This is a genomic window from Kitasatospora sp. NPDC032757 (assembly GCF_055579305.1).
On record NZ_JBVINN010000041.1, the window covers coordinates 38,265 to 52,491 of the forward strand.

The following is a 14,227-nucleotide window of genomic DNA, read 5'->3' on the forward strand; positions in this document are numbered from 1 at the left end:
CGTCCTTAGGAGGTGTGGGAACTGCCCTGCCGGGAGGGCCGGGGGAGGGTCCGGAACAGCAGCGTGTCGTCGCCCAGGGCCTCGCAGGCCGCGTGCGCCTCGGCCACCTTGCGGGCGCGGTCCGGGTCCGCGTCGTCGAACAGCAGGCCCAGCATGGTGCCGCTGTGCGCGCACACGACGCCGAGCGCCCCGGTCCGCCCGGCGATGGCCAGCATCGCGTCCAGGTGCCGCTTGGGTGCGAACCGCTGGTTGAGGACGGCGCTGCGGGTGGTCACCCGACCCACGGCCGCGAGGTCCCCGGCGCGCACGGCCGCGGTCAGGGTCTCCAGCAGTCCGGTGAACTCGGCGGTGTCGGCCGGCGAGTAGCGCTTGGGCCGCTTGTTGAAGGCGACGGTGTCCAGGTGGCCGCCCTCGTCCACGGCCACCACGGTGGCGGGCGCCAGCCCGCCGAGGGCCTCGCGCAGCCGCACTTCGCGGTGCTCGAAGACGACGACGCCCGGGTGCATCACCCCGTCGGTCGGCTCGATCGGGCGCAGCCAGTGCTCCACCGCCGCCGGGCCGGTGTCCAGTCCCAGCGCGCCGCCGACCGCCCGCGCGGTGGCGACCAGGTCGGCCGAGGAGCTGGCCAGTCCCTTGCCGATGAGCAGGTCGCTGTCCAGGATCAGGGTCCCGCCGCTACCGGGCTGGTGCACCGTCAGCATGGCCTCGGCCAGCCGCAGGGACTTCTTCTTGTGGGCGGGGAAGACCCGCAGCGGACCGGCCCCGTCGAAGCGGAACCAGGCCCGGGAGCGGAGCGTGATCGGCAGGGTGACGAGGAAGTCCGTGCCGTCGGGCAGCCGTCCCTGGAGCAGTTCGCCGAAGGTCCCGGAGGCGTCGGCGCGGCCGCTGCGCAGGTCCGCGCCCGGGCGGCGGGTGATGAGGCTGGGGCCGGTCACGGGGTGCCCGCCGGGGTGCGCTCGGCGGTGTCCTCGACGGCCAGCAGGGCGTCGACGCGCGCCACGGCGACGCTCGCCGCCTCGCCGCGCACCAGCCACTGCCCGGACACCTCGCGGTAGCCGCGTTCCTGCGCGGCGAGCATGGCGCGGACGGCGTCGGGGTGCGTCGACCCCGCGGAGTTCTTGACCCGGACGGCCTTGTCGGCGTCGAGGGCGCCGGACAGCAGTTCGGCGGGTTCCGGCACCCGGTGGCCGTGCTCCTCGGCGACCGCCGCGAGCAGCGGGCCGTCGGGAGTGGCCGCGGTCAGGTTCTCGGCGATGGCGGCCCTGACGTAGGCCCCGGCGATCACCTGCGCCGTCCGCCAGGGGACGCCGGCGTCCAGGGTCAGCCGGTTCGCGAGGGTGAAGGCGCCGAGGAAGTCCCCCTCGCAGGCCTCGCGCATGCGGTCAGTCCGGAAGGTGGCGGTGGCGAGGACGGTGTGGGCCAGCCGCAGGGCCGAGCGCAGCGCGGCGAACTGGGCCTGGAGGTGCCGCCCGGCCTCCTTGGAGACCTCGACGCTGTTGGCGTACGGGGTGCCGTGCTGGGCGAAGGCGAGCTGGGTCGCGCAGCCGACGACGTGCGAGCAGCGGCCGCGGATCCTTTCCAGGACCGGGAAGTTGCGCTTCTGCGGCATCGCGGCCGAGATCCCGGCCAGCGCGTCGGGGAAGTCCACGAACCCGAACCCGGCTCCGCTCCACGTCATCAGGTCGGTGGTGAACCGGCTGAGGAGCACGGCGAAGTTCGAGAGCTCGGACGCGACCGCGAGGGCCCAGGACCGGGAGGCCACCGACACGAGGGCGTGCGGCTGCGGCTGCCGGAAGCCCAGCAGCCCGGCCATCCGCTCGCGGTCCCAGGGCAGTTCCTGGCCGGCCATGCTGCCCGCGCCGAGGGGCGAGCGGTCGATCTCGTCGTAGGTGGTCAGCAGGCGCCGGGCCGCGCCGAGGGTCTCCTCGGAGAGCGCCGAGAGGTAGAAGGCGGGTGTGATGGTCTGCGCGGCCTGCGCGTGGGTGTAGCCGGGCATCGGGCTGTCGGGCAGTTCGGCGGCGCGCGCCGCCACCGTGCGTCCCAGCGCGAGGAGGTCCCCGGCGAGGGCACGGACGTTCTCCCGGCAGGTCAACAGCTGGCCGCAGGCCTGGAAGTCGTTGCGGCTGCGGTCCACGTGCCAGGCGGCGAACGGGGCGGTACCGCCGCGGGCCACGTGGCGTTCCATCGCGAAGAAGATGTCCGACATGTTGTCCCGCGGGTCCGCCCGGATCAGCTCGGGGGTCAGCTCGTCGAGCCGTCCGGCGATCGCGGCCGCCCCCTCCGGGTCGACCAGGCCCATCCTGCGGTACTCCAGCAGCAGCACCTTCTCGATCGACACGTAGTGCGGCAACAGGGCTTCGGCCTCGTAGCCGAACTGCGGGGCCAGCACCTCCTCGTCCCAGACCTCGCTGGGCACGCCGTCGATCCGGCCGGTCACTGCCATGTCTCTCCCTCGGGGTCGGTCTGGTTCTCCCGGTGCGTCGCGGCGTGCCGGTCCAGCTCTGCGGCCAGCCGTGCGACGGTCGGGTTCGAGAAGAAGGCGTCGACGGTGGTCTCGACGCGGTGGTCGGACGACAGCCTGGCGAGCAGGCGCAGCGCCTGCAGCGAGTGGCCGCCGACGGCGAAGAAGTCGTCGTCGACGCCCACCCGGTCGACGCCGAGGACTTCGGCCCAGACGCGGGCCACCAGTTCCTCGGCGGCGGTGCGCGGCGGGACGTGGCCGGGTGGTGGGACCGGGACGGCACCCCCCTCGGGCCCCGGGCCCGCCGGGAGCCGGGACAGCGGTGTCGCCGGGTCGGCGAGGGCCGCCGTGAGCACCGCCGCGTAGTCGGAGAGCAGCCCTTCGGCGGTCTCCCGTCCGAACAGGGCGGTGTTGTACTCGAGGCGGGCCGTCGTGCCGGACACCTCCAGCAGCAGGTCGTCCTCGGCCGCGGTGGACGGGGGCCCGAAGCCCTCGGCCGCCGTGACGTTGAACGCCAGCTGGTAGAGCGGGGGCAGGCCGGGGCCGCGCTGCGGTGCGAGCTGCTCGACCACGGTCTGGAGCGGCATCTCCTGGTGGTCGCGGGCCGCCCGCCACACCGCCCGGACGCGTTCGACGAGCCCGGCGTAGGAGGGGTCGCCCGAGGTGTCCACCCGGAGCACCACCATGTTCACGAAGGTGCCGACGAGGGGCAGCAGTTCGGGGCGGTCCCGGCCGGAGAGCGGCACCCCGAGGACGATGTCGTCCCGGCCGGAGCGCCGGTGGAGCAGGGCCGCGTACCCGGCGAGCAGGACCTCGAACGGCGTGACCCGGTACCGGCCGGCGGCCTCCGCGAGCGCGGACGCCGTGCCGGCCGGGAGTTCGGCCCGGAGCTCCGCGCCGGCGAAGGACCTCCGGGCCGGCCGCGGCAGGTCCAGCGGAAGGCCGTGCGCGGGTGGCAGACCGGCGAGCTGCGCCCGCCAGTAGCCGGCCAGCGCGGCGATCTCGGCGCCGCCGAGGCGCTCGCGCTGCTGCCGCGTGTACTCGCCGTAGGAGAGCGGCAGTCGGGGGACGTGCGGCAGCCGGTCCTGTTCGAACGCCGCGCAGAACTCGGTGATCTCGGCGTGGAGGTTGAAGAGTGACGGGGCGTCGCAGACCGCGTGGTGGGCGACGAACAGCAACCGCCAGCGCCCGGCGCCGAGTCTGACCAGTCCGGCGCGCCACAGCGGTGCGCGGGAGAGGTCGAAGGCGGTGTGCTTCAGCCGGTCGGCGAGGGCCTCGCGGTCCGCGCGCTGCTTCTGCTCGGTCCGGCCGGACAGGTCGACGGCCTCCAGATCGAGGTCGACGCGGTCGTGGACGACCGCGGTCAGCGTGCCGTCCACGACCCGGAACCCGGTGCGCAGCGCCTCGTGCCGGTCCACCACGGCGGCCAGTGCCGCCCGGATCTGTCCCTCGGAGACGTCCCCGTGCAGCGGCCACTGGTCCGCGACGTGGTACAGCGCGGTGTCGGCGGCGAACCGGCTGGCCAGCCAGGCGCGTTCCTGCGCGAAGGAGGCGGCGGTCATCCGGCCTCACCGCCGGGCAGGACGTGGCCGGCGAGCCGGACCGGGTTGCCGAGGACGACGGCGACCTCCCGGGGGCCCTCGTACGGCTCCCGGCTGTGGGCCATCCGGATGTTGTCGACGACCAGGACGTCGCCGTCCCGCCAGGACTCGCCGAAGGCGGCCGCGTCGTAGACCGCGTTGACGGTCTCGACGGTGTCGGCGCCGACCGGGGCGGTGTCGCCGTGGGCCGTGGTGAACGGCAGACCGGCCGGCCCGTACTGGTCGAGCAGGTACTCGCGGATCGCCGGGTCCATGGTCAGTTCGTTGAGGAAGGCGATCTGGTTGAACCAGCCGGGCACGCCGGTGCGGGGGTGGGCGACGACGGCGGCCCGGCGCTGCGCGGTGCGCAGCCGGCCGTCGTCGAACCACTCGTGCCGGATGCCCTCGGCCGCGCAGTAGGCGTCGACCAGGGCCCGGTCCTCGGTGCCGAAGGCGTCGGTCCACGGCAGGCCGACGTCCTGGTACGTGCGCAGCAGCAGCCAGCCGTGCCGACGGAACGGCTCGACCAGTTCCTGGGGGAGGCTGCGCAGCACCTGCTGGGAGTCGGCGAGCATCGTCCGGCCGCCGCGGTCCGGGGCGGTCAGGCAGCCGAACACCAGCAGACCGGGGACCTCGGAGGCGTAACTCTGCTCGTGGTGCATGCACATCGGGGCGTCCGCGGGCCAGTGCGAGGCCGAGTAGACCGTCGCGCCGTGGCGCTCGCGGGGCGCGAACCCCTCCCGCTCGACCATCGGCTCGACCCCGAGGGCGGCGGTGACGGCCGCGAGGTCCGCGGCCGAGGCGACGCCCAGGCCGCGCAGGAGGACGGCCCCGGACGCCTCGACCTCGGCGAGGACCTCCCCGCGGTGCTCGGCGGCCCACCGCGGGCCGGGGGCGGCTTCCAGCACGCGCAGGACCGGTGCGGTGCGGGTGGTGGCGGTGCGGGTGGTGGTGGTCATCGGCGCGCCTCCGCCGTCCGGCCGGCCGCCTTGCGGTCGAGGAGTCCGGCCACCTCGGCGACGGTCGGGGTGGCCTTCAGCTCGCCCACCGTCACCGCGCGGTCCAGGGCGATCGCCAGCCGGATCGCGGCCAGTGAGGTGCCGCCGAGTTCGACGAACCGGGAGCCGCGGCCGACCTGGTCGAGCGGGACGTTGAGCAGCTCGGCCCACAGCCGGGCGACCCGGCGCTCGGTGTCGGTCTCCGGGAGCGCCACGTCGCCGTCGGCGGCCGGCCGGCCCTGCTCCCGGGCCGCGGCGGTCAGCGCCTTCTTGTCGATCTTGCCGTTCGCGGACAGCGGCAGCCTGGCAAGGCGGTGCAGCCGGCCCGGCACCATGTAGTGCGGCAGGACGGCGGCCAGGGCCCGGTCCACGGCCCCGGGCTCCGGGGCGGCGGCGCCGCTGTAGAAACCGACCAGCTGCGGGTCCTCGGCCGAACCCGCGATCACCACGGCGCCGTCGCGGACGCCGGGGACCTGCAGCAGGCGGTTCTCGATCTCGCCGATCTCGATCCGGAATCCGCTCACCTTCACCTGCGAGTCCCGGCGGCCGAGGTACTCGAACTCGCCGGAGGGCAGCCGGCGGCCGAAGTCGCCGGAGCGGTAGAGGCGTTCGCCCGGCCGGTACGGGTCCGCCCGGTACGCGGCGTCCGTCCGGGCGGCGTCGTTGACGTACCCCCGGCCGACGCACACCCCTGCGAAGACGATCTCCCCCGGCGCCCCGTCGGGGACCATGCGCAGCTGCTCGTCCACCACGTACACGCGGACGTTGCGGGTCGGCGGGCCGAGCGGGACGGACCGGCCGGCCGGCGGGCGGTGCATCACGCCGTGGTTGGTGTCGTCCGAAACCTCGGTCGTGCCGTAGCAGTTGACCAGCGGAATGCCGGGGAAGGCGGCGAACCACCGGTGCACCAGTTCGGTCTTGAGCGCCTCGCCCGTCACCGCGAGGCAGCGCAGTGACGGCAGGCCGAGGCTGTCGCCCTGGAGGGTCTCCAGCACCAGGTCCAGGTAGGAGGGCACCAGCTGGGCCACCTGGACGCCCGCCCGGGTGACGGTCTCCACGAAGCGGCGGACGTCCGTGATGGTGTCCTGTCCGATGATCTCCGTCCGGCCGCCGACCAGCAGCGCGCAGAGCAGCTGCCACAGCGAGATGTCGAAGCACTGCGGGGCGGTCTGGGCGATGACGTCGCCCTCGCGGACACCCAGGTCCTCGATCTTGGAGTAGAGGTGGTTGAGGAAGCCGGCGTGCTCGCACATCGCGCCCTTGGGCTCACCGGTCGATCCCGAGGTGAAGTAGATGTACGCCAACTGGTCGGTGCGGACGGGCAGTTCGAGGTCCTCTTCGGGGCCGGGCCCGGCCGTCACCCCGGTCAGCACCGAGACGGTCACGTCGCCGCGCCCCCGCACCGCCTCGTCGAGCTGGGCCAGCCCCTGGTCCGCCAGCACCCGGCGGCAGCCGCTGCGCTCCAGCACCACGGAGATCCGCTCGGCCGGGAACGCCGGGTCCAGCGGGAGGTAGCAGCCGCCCGCCTTGAAGATCGCGATCACCGCGGCCATCCACTCCAGCGAGCGCTCGGCCACCACGGCCACCACGTCCTCGTCGGCCAGCCCCTCCCGCCGCAGTGACCGGGCGATCCGGTTGGCGCGGCCGTTCAGCTCCGCGTACGTCCAGCTCCGCCCTGCCTGCACCGCGGCGACCGCGTCGGGGTGCCGGCGCACCCGCTCCTCGAACAGCTCGTGGAACCGGCGGTCCGGCAGCGGCCGGACCGGCCCGCCCGAGCCCGCGAGCACGGCCGCCAGCTCCTCCCCGCCGACCAGCCCGTGCGCGTCGTGCGCCTCGTCCGGGGAGGCGGTCATCCGCTCCAGGACCGTCCGGACGTAACCCTCGACGCGGTCAGGGCCGACGTGCTCCAGCTCGGCGGCCTCCCGCCCGACCCGCTCGGCCTCGGCCCGCCCCTCCGGGGTGGCCACCCGGGCGACGAGCTCGCGCCAGCTCGCGCCGCCGCCGAGCGCGTCGGAGCCCGTGAGCACCGCCGCCACCTTGAACGACGCGGCCAGCCGCAGGGTGTCCGGGCCGGCCCCGGTCCCGGCCGCCAGGACCGCGATCGCCGCTTCGGCGTTCGTCATGATTCGTCACCTTCCGGTTCGTTCCGTCGTGCCGGCAGGGGCCAGGGCAGCCGCGCACGATCACGTTTGTTGGTGGCGGTGCGCGGCAGGTCGGCCAGCACCGCGATCAGGTCGGGCACCGCGGGGGCCGGCAGCCGCGCCGCGAGGAGCCGCCGCAGCGCCTCCCCGGAGACTCCGGGGTCGGCCACCACGTAGCCCACCAGGCAGGGGTCGCCGGACGCGGTGGTGCGGACGGCCGCGGCGGCCTCCCGCACGCCGGCCTGCTGCTCCAGCACAGCCTCGACCTCGTCCAGTTCGACCCGGTTCCCGCGGATCTTCACCTGGTTGCCGGTCCGGCCGGTGAACGCCAGCGTGCCGTCGGCCCGCACGTAGCCGCGGTCGCCGGTGCGGTACAGCGTCCGGCCGGGCCGCCAGGGATCGGGCAGGTACGCCGAGGCCGTCTCGGCGGGCCGGCGGTGGTAGGAGCCGGCCAGGAACGCGCTGCGCAGGTGGATCTCGCCGGGCACCCCGGCCGGGCACGGCCGGCCGAGGCCGTCGAGGACGAGAACCTCCCGGCCCGGGATCGCCCCGCCGATCGGCACGGTGGCCGGGAAGGCCCCGCCCGGGGGCAGTTCGTGGTGGGTGGCGAGGATGCACTCGGTGGGCCCGTACAGGTTGTGCAGCCCCGGCCGCACCGCCCGGTGCGCCCAGGCCTCGGCCAGGTCCACCGGGAACACCTCACCGGCGACCAGGACGTGTCGCAGGTCCGGCAGTTCGCCGCCCTGCGCGTCCAGCGCCTCGGTGATCAGCCGGAAGAACGACGGCACGGTCTGGATCTGCCCGATCCGTTCCCGCCGCAGCCAGCGCACCACCGAGACCGGATCGCGCCGGGCCGCGGCGGGCGGCAGGCAGAGCGCGGCGCCGGCGGTGAGCGCCGCGAAGATCTCGGTGTACGCGGCGTCGTAGGTGAGCGGCGCCCACTGGGCGACCCGGCTCTGCGGCCCGATCCCGAACCGGTCCCGCTGCCACTCGGCGAACTGCGCGAACGCGGCCCGCGAGAGCGCGATCCCCTTGGGCGTCCCGGTGCTCCCCGAGGTGTGGACGATGCACAGCGGGTGGTCGGCGACCGGCGGGGCCGGGAAGCAGACGTGCTCCCCCGGCGAGTCGTCCCCCGGGGCGGCCTCCAGCGGAAGCACCGGCAGGCCCGCGAGCCGGCCGTCCGGTCCGAGGAGCGCGGGGTGCGCCGCGGCGGCGGCCTCGTCGGCCAGCACGCAGACCGCCCCGGTGCCGGCCAGGATGTCGCGGAGGCGGGCGTCCGGGTCGGCGGGGTTCAGACAGGTGAAGGTCGCGCCGGTGCGCATCGCGCCGAGGACGGCCGCGATCTGGCCGGCGCCGCCACTCGGCAGGAGCGCCACCACCTGCCCGGGGCCCGCGCCGTGGCCGGCCAGGGCGCGGGCGATCCGGCAGCTCCACCGGTCGAGCCCGCCGTAGTCGAGCGTGCCCTCCGCGGAGCTCACCGCGACCGCCTCGGGGGCTTCCTGCACCCGTGCCGCGAACTCCTCGTCCAGGAAGGCCAGGTAGTCACGGTACGGCCGGGTGGTGGCGGGGGCGGGTGCCGGGTACGGCGCGGGGCGGCCGGAGAGGTCGAGTTCGGCCAGGGGCCGGTCGGGGGTGTCGAGCCCGAACCGCAACGCCCGGACGAGGTGGCCGGCGAAGCCCTCGGCCGTCACCCGGCCCGGCAGCGTGCCGGTGAGGGCGACGGTGAACTCGTCCGGCCCGGTCACGGCCAGGATCAGCCGGCCCTCCGGGTCGGGCGGGGAGTCGACGGTCACCTCGGCCGTGATGCCCGGCAGGTCCAGGGCCGCGGCCGGAAGGCCGTGCCCCGCGAACACGGCACGGATCGGGAAGGCCGGTCCGTCCGCGCCGGCCTCCAGCGCCGTACGCACCACGGCGCGCAGTCGAGCGGACGTCAGGGCGTCGGAGAGGTCCGGCCGGATCACCCGGTGCGCCGGGCCGTCCAGCACGGTCACCACGGCCTCGTCCGTCCCGGCGTACCTGCCGAGCACCGCGGTGAAGGCAGCGAGCACCCGCTCGGCCGCGTCGCCGCCGGGCTCCGCGGGCAGCTTGCGGGACGCCCGCTCGCCCGGGAGCCAGGCGCCCGGCAGGGGTCCGGTCGCGGGCGGCGGCGCCGGTGCGTCCGGAATCCGGGCGCGGTAGGCGGCGCCGAGATCCCGGGTCAGCCCCGCGACCGACCACGCGTCGGCCCGCTCCCGGTCCACCGTGAGCAGGAGTTCGTACGCCCCGGCGCCCAGCCCGGCGAGGCAGGCCCGCAGCCGGGGGCGGCCGGCGGGCCCGACCGGCCGGGCGGCCTCGTCGGCCGCCAGGTCGGCGAGGACACGCCGCTGCTGCTCCCCGGCGGACCGCGAGAGGTCGATGACCCTCAGCCGGACCCGGCCCGGCCGCTCCCCCGCCGCTTTGAGCTCCGGATGCGCCGCCACGAGGTCGCCGACGGCGGCCGACAGCGCGGTGACGTCCAACTCCCCCGTCAGACGGGCGCGGAGCACGGCGTTCGCGGGCGGGGCCGCCGCGGGAGCGCTCACGACCCGCTCCGCGCCATGCGGTCCGTCACGGCCGAGGCGAGCCCGGCGACGGTGGGGTCCAGGAGGAACGCCCGCAGCGGGAGGTCCACCTGGTACTCGTAGCGGACCCGGTCCATCAGCCGCGCGATCGCCAGGGAGTCGCCGCCGAGCAGGGTGAAGTCGTCGTCGCGGTTGACCCCCGCCAGGCCGAGGATCTCGCTCCAGATCGCGGCGATCCGCGTCTCCGCCGGCCCCTGCGGCGGTTCCGTGGCCTCCGCCGTCCGCTGCAGCGGGACCGGCGGCAGGGAGCGGCGCTCCACCTTGCCGTTGAGCGTCCGGGGGATCGCCGTCATGCGGACGAACACCGAGGGCACCAGGCCGGGTGCGAGCCGCTGCGCGGCGTGCGCGCGCAGCTCGGCGTCCGGGACGTCCGGGGCCACCACGTAGGCGACCAGGGCGGTCGACGCGTCCTCCGTGACCGCCGCCGCGCAGACGTCGTGCACCCCGGGACGGCCGCGCAGGGCGTTCTCGACCTCGCCGAGGTCGATGCGCACGCCGTGGACCTTGACCTGCTGGTCCCGGCGGCCGTACAGCTCCAATGCCCCGTCGGGCCGCAACCTGCCGAGGTCGCCGGTGCGGTAGGTGGTGGCCGTGCCGCGCCACTCGTCCTCGCCGAGGTAGCCGAGGAGCGGGAACGGGACCTCGATCTCCACCTCGCCGAGCGCGTCCTGCGGATCGCCGGGCCCGGTCAGCACCCGGGCCGCCACGCCCGGCAGCGGCCGGCCGACCGGCACCAGCCGGGCGTGGGCGTCCTCCCCCGTCGTCCGGTGGAAGAGCTTCGTCATGGTCGTCTCGGACGGCCCGTACAGGTTGACCAGCTCCTTGCCGCCGCCGAACAGGCCGCGCCACCACGAGACGTCCGAGGGGTGGAGCTGCTCGCCCGCGAGCAGCACGGCGCGCAGGGCCGGGAAGGAGCCGGGGGTCAGGGCGGCGGAGCGCAGCGTGCGGAAGAGGGTCGGCACGCAGTGCAGGACCTCGACCTCGTTCTCGGTGAGCCAGCGCGCGAGGCCCTCGCCGACCGGCGTCTCGGCGGCCGGGTTCACGCAGACGGTGCCGCCCGCGCACAGCGGGGTGAAGGCGTCGCGCAGGAACGCGTCGAAGCCCGGCGAGGTCAGCTGGGAGACCCTGGTGCCCTCGCCGATCCCGAACTCGGCGATCTCCCAGTCGACGAAGTGGTGGACGGCCCGGAGGCTGCCGCGGATGCCCTTCGGGCGCCCGGTCGTCCCCGAGGTGAAGTAGACGTAGCCGCGGTCCTCCGGGGCGGCCCGCTGCCAGGCCTCGGCGGACCACTCGCGGGGCTCCAGCGTCTCGGGGCGGACGAACCCGGCGCCGTCGGGCAGTTCGCGCCCTTCGAGCACCTCGCGGCCCGCCGTGTCGGCGACGACCGCGCCCGGACGGAGGGCGGCGAGCACGCCGTCCAGCACGGCGGCGGGCAGCCGGGGGTCGACCGGTGCGAACGTGCGGCCGGCGGCCATGCAGCCGAGGACGGCCGCGATCACCTCGACCGGGTCGGCGCAGGAGAGCAGGACCGGGTCGGCGGGCCTGCCGATCCGCTCGAACGCGGCCTGGTAGCCGGCGACACGGCCCGCGAGATCCCGGTAACTCACTTCTCTGCCACCGGACTTGACGGCACAGCGGGAGCTGTCGCGGGCCAGGCTGTCCGCCCATCGCCTCAGAACCGTCGGCGTTGTCATATTGCTCCATCCCTGATTCGCTGTGCGATGACGGTCATCGGGTCGATGCTGGGCAGGTGCCGGGTCAGCCCGCGGGCCTCGATCGCCCGGGTCACCAGGTGCAGTTCGGTGCATCCGGCGACGAACGCGGCGGCCCGGTACTTCGGCAGCAGTCCGCGGACGAAGGCGATCGTCGCGAGCCGGTCGCCGTTGCGCTTGAGGCGGTAGACGTGGCGGTGCAGCTGCTCCTGGTCCTCGTCGTCGGGTAGGACCAGGCGGTGCGCGAACTCGGGCCAGCGCTCGTGGTCGGTGAAGACCCCGGCGAGGACGCTTCCCCGGGTACACAGCACCAGGTGCCGGCCGGGGCGCTCGGCGAGCTGCTCGAAGACCAGGTCCACCAGGGAGACGCAGCGGGAGCGCAGCCGCCCCGGCAGCAGCCGGATCGCGGGGTGCGCGGTGATGCAGGCCACCACGACGACGTCGGCGCCGGCGGTGAGCAGGCGGTCGACCGAGTACTCCAGCGCCTCCCGGACGAGGTCGACCGTCCCGGACTGGATGGCCGTGGTGCGGTCCGCCACGGCCGGGTCGGACCACAGCAGGATCCGCGCGGCGAGCTGCTCGTGCTCGGGCGGTTCGAGTCCGTACACCGTGTTGAGGAGCTCGGTGGAGGCCAGCGGGCCCATTCCGCCGATCACGCCGATCAGCGGCCTGCGGGTGCCGGGCTCCCCGGTGCGCGCGGGGGCGTCGGCCGGGATCGGCCGCACGGCGGTCGTCGGGTGCGTGGTGACGCGTTCTCGGATCATCCCAGGCACGGCAGGTCGAACTCCTCCAGGAAGATCGCGAAGGTCGCGATGACGAGCAGGTAGTCCGTGTCCAGGTGCGGGTGCACGGTGCGGGCCCCCGACGTCTGCCGGCGGATCAGCTCGGCGACGACGGCCGGGTCGAAGTAGCCCTGCCGGCGCACGGTCGAGGGCGAGAGCAGGTCGTTGAACCAGTCGTCGCCGGCCAGCAGCAGCTCGGTGCTGGTCTGGCTGCGGAAGCCGAACTTGCGGCGGTCCAGGACTTCGGGCGGGACGAGGCCCTCGGCCGCGCGCCGCAGCACGGCCTTCTCCCGGCCGTGGGCCGTCATCAGGGACGGCGGGATCGTGGTCGCGTGCCGGACGACGTCCCTGGCCAGGAACGGGAAGCGCATCTCGACGGAGCTGGCCATGGCCATCCGGTCGCCGTGGTCGCCGAGCAGGTGGTCGGCGAGCCGCAGGTGGAAGTCGAGGTAGGAGCGCTGGTGCAGCGGGTGGCGTCCGATCAGGCGCTCCGGTTCGACGAGGCGCTGGGCGGTCACCGAGAAGCCGTCGAACTCCTCGGCCAGCGGGCCGCTGTAGAGCTGGCGGCGCAGGTCGTGGGCGGGGAGCTGGTCGGTCTCGTACCGCAGGTCCAGGCCCCACATCCGGTGGGCGGCCTCGCGTTCGAGCTGCTCCTCCAGGAGGTCGCCCGGCCCGCGGCCCGGGCCGCCCGTGTCGAACAGGTAGCCCGGGTAGCCGCCGAACAGCTCGTCGGCGCCCTCGCCGCTGAGCACCGCGACCGTGCCGGTGGCGCGGACCTTGCGGGCCAGCAGCATCGAACAGACGTTGTAGGACTCCTTCACCGGGGTCTCGGCGTGCCGGACCATGCTGCTGAGCAGGCCGGCGGTGTCCGCGGCGTCCACCGGTACCTCGTGGTGCCGGGTGCCGATCTTGCCGGCCACCAGCCGCTGGTAGCGCGCCTCGTCGATGCTGCTGCCGGGGAAGGTCACCGCGTAGCTGGGCCACGGGTGGCCGGGGCGCTCGGCGGCCATGAGTCCGCCGATCAGGCTGGAGTCCAGGCCGCCGCTGAGGTACATCCCGACGGGGACGTCCGCGACCGAACGGGAGCGGACGGCGGCTTCGAGGAGGCCCCTGGTCCGGTCGGCGTACCCGTCGAGCACGCGCGGGTCGCCGAGCGCGGCGGCGTCCCGGTGGCGCGCCTCGTCGTCCCAGAGCGGGTAGTCGAGGTCCCAGTAGCGCTCGGTGCGGTGTCCCGAGCGGTCCGCGACGAGCCGCTCGCCGGGGCGCAGCGACCGGATGCCCTCGAACATCGTCCGGGGGCTCACCAGTCCGGGCAGCGAGAGCACCTGGTCGAGCCCGCGCAGGTCGACCCGGCGTTCCACCAGCGGGTGCCGGAGAATGCTCTTGATCTCCGAGGCGAAGATGATCCGGCCGGCCACCACCGTGTAGAAGAGCGGAAGGACTCCGCAGTGGTCGCGGGCGAGCAGCAGGCGGTCCTCGCGCCGGTCGTAGAGGGCGAAGGCGAACTGCCCGTCGAGGTGTTCGGTGAGTTCGGTGCCGTATTCCTCGTAGAGGTGGACGAGCACTTCCGTGTCCGATCCGGAACGGAATCGGTGGCCTTTTCGCCGGAGTTCGTCACGCAGGCTCCGGTGGTTGAATATCTCACCGTTGCACACCGAGACGACCGAGGAATCCGGGGTGGCGTGGGGCTGCCCGCCGCCGGCCAGGTCGACCAGCGACAGGCGGCGGAATCCGGCGGTGAACGCGCCGGTCTCACAGGTGGTGTGCGCGTCTGGGCCCCGGTGCACCAGCGCGTCGGTCATGGCCGTCAGGACTTCGGGGTCCAGGCCGGCCGGGTCGTCGAGTCCGTAAACCCCAGCTATTCCGCACATCGAGCTCAGGCTCCTATCACCCGGTCGCTCACGCGAATCCTGACGGAATCCGCTGTTCCTTCGATATGTCCGTCGGTCACAT

Annotated in this window: 9 protein-coding genes; all 9 read right to left on the bottom strand. The window is 74.8% G+C overall.

Features of this window, described 5'->3' with window-relative positions:
* Positions 1–5: 5 nt before the first annotated feature.
* The 9 genes from ACZ5WK_RS32465 to asnB are packed head-to-tail and all read right to left on the bottom strand — an operon-like array spanning position 6 to position 14,145.
* Entirely contained in the window at positions 6–935 is a 930-nt protein-coding gene (locus ACZ5WK_RS32465) for a GHMP family kinase ATP-binding protein (RefSeq protein WP_465552831.1), read from the bottom strand.
* Positions 932–2,443 carry a lyase family protein gene (locus ACZ5WK_RS32470; protein ID WP_465552833.1) on the bottom strand — a complete coding sequence of 504 codons (1,512 nt, stop codon included), beginning with the start codon at positions 2,441–2,443 and terminating at the stop codon, positions 932–934. Before ACZ5WK_RS32470 ends, ACZ5WK_RS32465 begins: the two co-directional genes overlap by 4 nt.
* The gene (locus ACZ5WK_RS32475) at positions 2,434–4,023 is read right to left on the bottom strand and encodes a condensation domain-containing protein (protein WP_465552835.1); all 1,590 of its coding nucleotides are present in this window, start codon (positions 4,021–4,023) and stop codon (positions 2,434–2,436) included. The genes ACZ5WK_RS32470 and ACZ5WK_RS32475 overlap by 10 nt, the downstream gene beginning before the upstream one ends.
* On the bottom strand, positions 4,020–5,000 hold the full coding sequence (locus tag ACZ5WK_RS32480) for a TauD/TfdA family dioxygenase (protein WP_465552837.1): 981 nt from the start codon (positions 4,998–5,000) through the stop codon (positions 4,020–4,022). The genes ACZ5WK_RS32475 and ACZ5WK_RS32480 overlap by 4 nt, the downstream gene beginning before the upstream one ends.
* Positions 4,997–7,162: a non-ribosomal peptide synthetase gene (locus ACZ5WK_RS32485; RefSeq protein ID WP_465552839.1), complete on the bottom strand. Its 2,166-nt coding sequence runs from the start codon at positions 7,160–7,162 to the stop codon at positions 4,997–4,999. The genes ACZ5WK_RS32480 and ACZ5WK_RS32485 overlap by 4 nt, the downstream gene beginning before the upstream one ends.
* Positions 7,159–9,741: an amino acid adenylation domain-containing protein gene (locus tag ACZ5WK_RS32490; RefSeq protein ID WP_465552841.1), complete on the bottom strand. Its 2,583-nt coding sequence runs from the start codon at positions 9,739–9,741 to the stop codon at positions 7,159–7,161. The genes ACZ5WK_RS32485 and ACZ5WK_RS32490 overlap by 4 nt, the downstream gene beginning before the upstream one ends.
* Positions 9,738–11,588, bottom strand: coding sequence for a non-ribosomal peptide synthetase (locus ACZ5WK_RS32495; RefSeq protein ID WP_465552843.1), 1,851 nt, complete (start codon positions 11,586–11,588; stop codon positions 9,738–9,740). Before ACZ5WK_RS32495 ends, ACZ5WK_RS32490 begins: the two co-directional genes overlap by 4 nt.
* A complete protein-coding gene (locus tag ACZ5WK_RS32500) occupies positions 11,471–12,256 on the bottom strand; it encodes an aspartate/glutamate racemase family protein (RefSeq protein ID WP_465552845.1) in 786 nt (261 codons plus the stop codon). The genes ACZ5WK_RS32495 and ACZ5WK_RS32500 overlap by 118 nt, the downstream gene beginning before the upstream one ends.
* Positions 12,253–14,145, bottom strand: a complete 1,893-nt coding sequence (gene asnB / locus ACZ5WK_RS32505) for an asparagine synthase (glutamine-hydrolyzing) (RefSeq protein ID WP_465552847.1) — start codon at positions 14,143–14,145, stop codon at positions 12,253–12,255. Before asnB ends, ACZ5WK_RS32500 begins: the two co-directional genes overlap by 4 nt.
* Positions 14,146–14,227: the final 82 nt, after the last annotated feature.

Excerpts from the sequence above, each read along its gene's own strand:
- ACZ5WK_RS32500 (WP_465552845.1), bottom strand. The coding sequence starts at position 12,256 with ATGATCCGAGAACGCGTCACCACGCACCCGACGACCGCCGTGCGGCCG.
- asnB (WP_465552847.1), bottom strand. The coding sequence starts at position 14,145 with ATGTGCGGAATAGCTGGGGTTTACGGACTCGACGACCCGGCCGGCCTG.
- ACZ5WK_RS32480 (WP_465552837.1), bottom strand. The coding sequence starts at position 5,000 with ATGACCACCACCACCCGCACCGCCACCACCCGCACCGCACCGGTCCTG.
- ACZ5WK_RS32470 (WP_465552833.1), bottom strand. The coding sequence starts at position 2,443 with ATGGCAGTGACCGGCCGGATCGACGGCGTGCCCAGCGAGGTCTGGGAC.
- ACZ5WK_RS32485 (WP_465552839.1), bottom strand. The coding sequence starts at position 7,162 with ATGACGAACGCCGAAGCGGCGATCGCGGTCCTGGCGGCCGGGACCGGG.
- ACZ5WK_RS32495 (WP_465552843.1), bottom strand. The coding sequence starts at position 11,588 with ATGCACCGAACTGCACCTGGTGACCCGGGCGATCGAGGCCCGCGGGCT.
- ACZ5WK_RS32475 (WP_465552835.1), bottom strand. The coding sequence starts at position 4,023 with ATGACCGCCGCCTCCTTCGCGCAGGAACGCGCCTGGCTGGCCAGCCGG.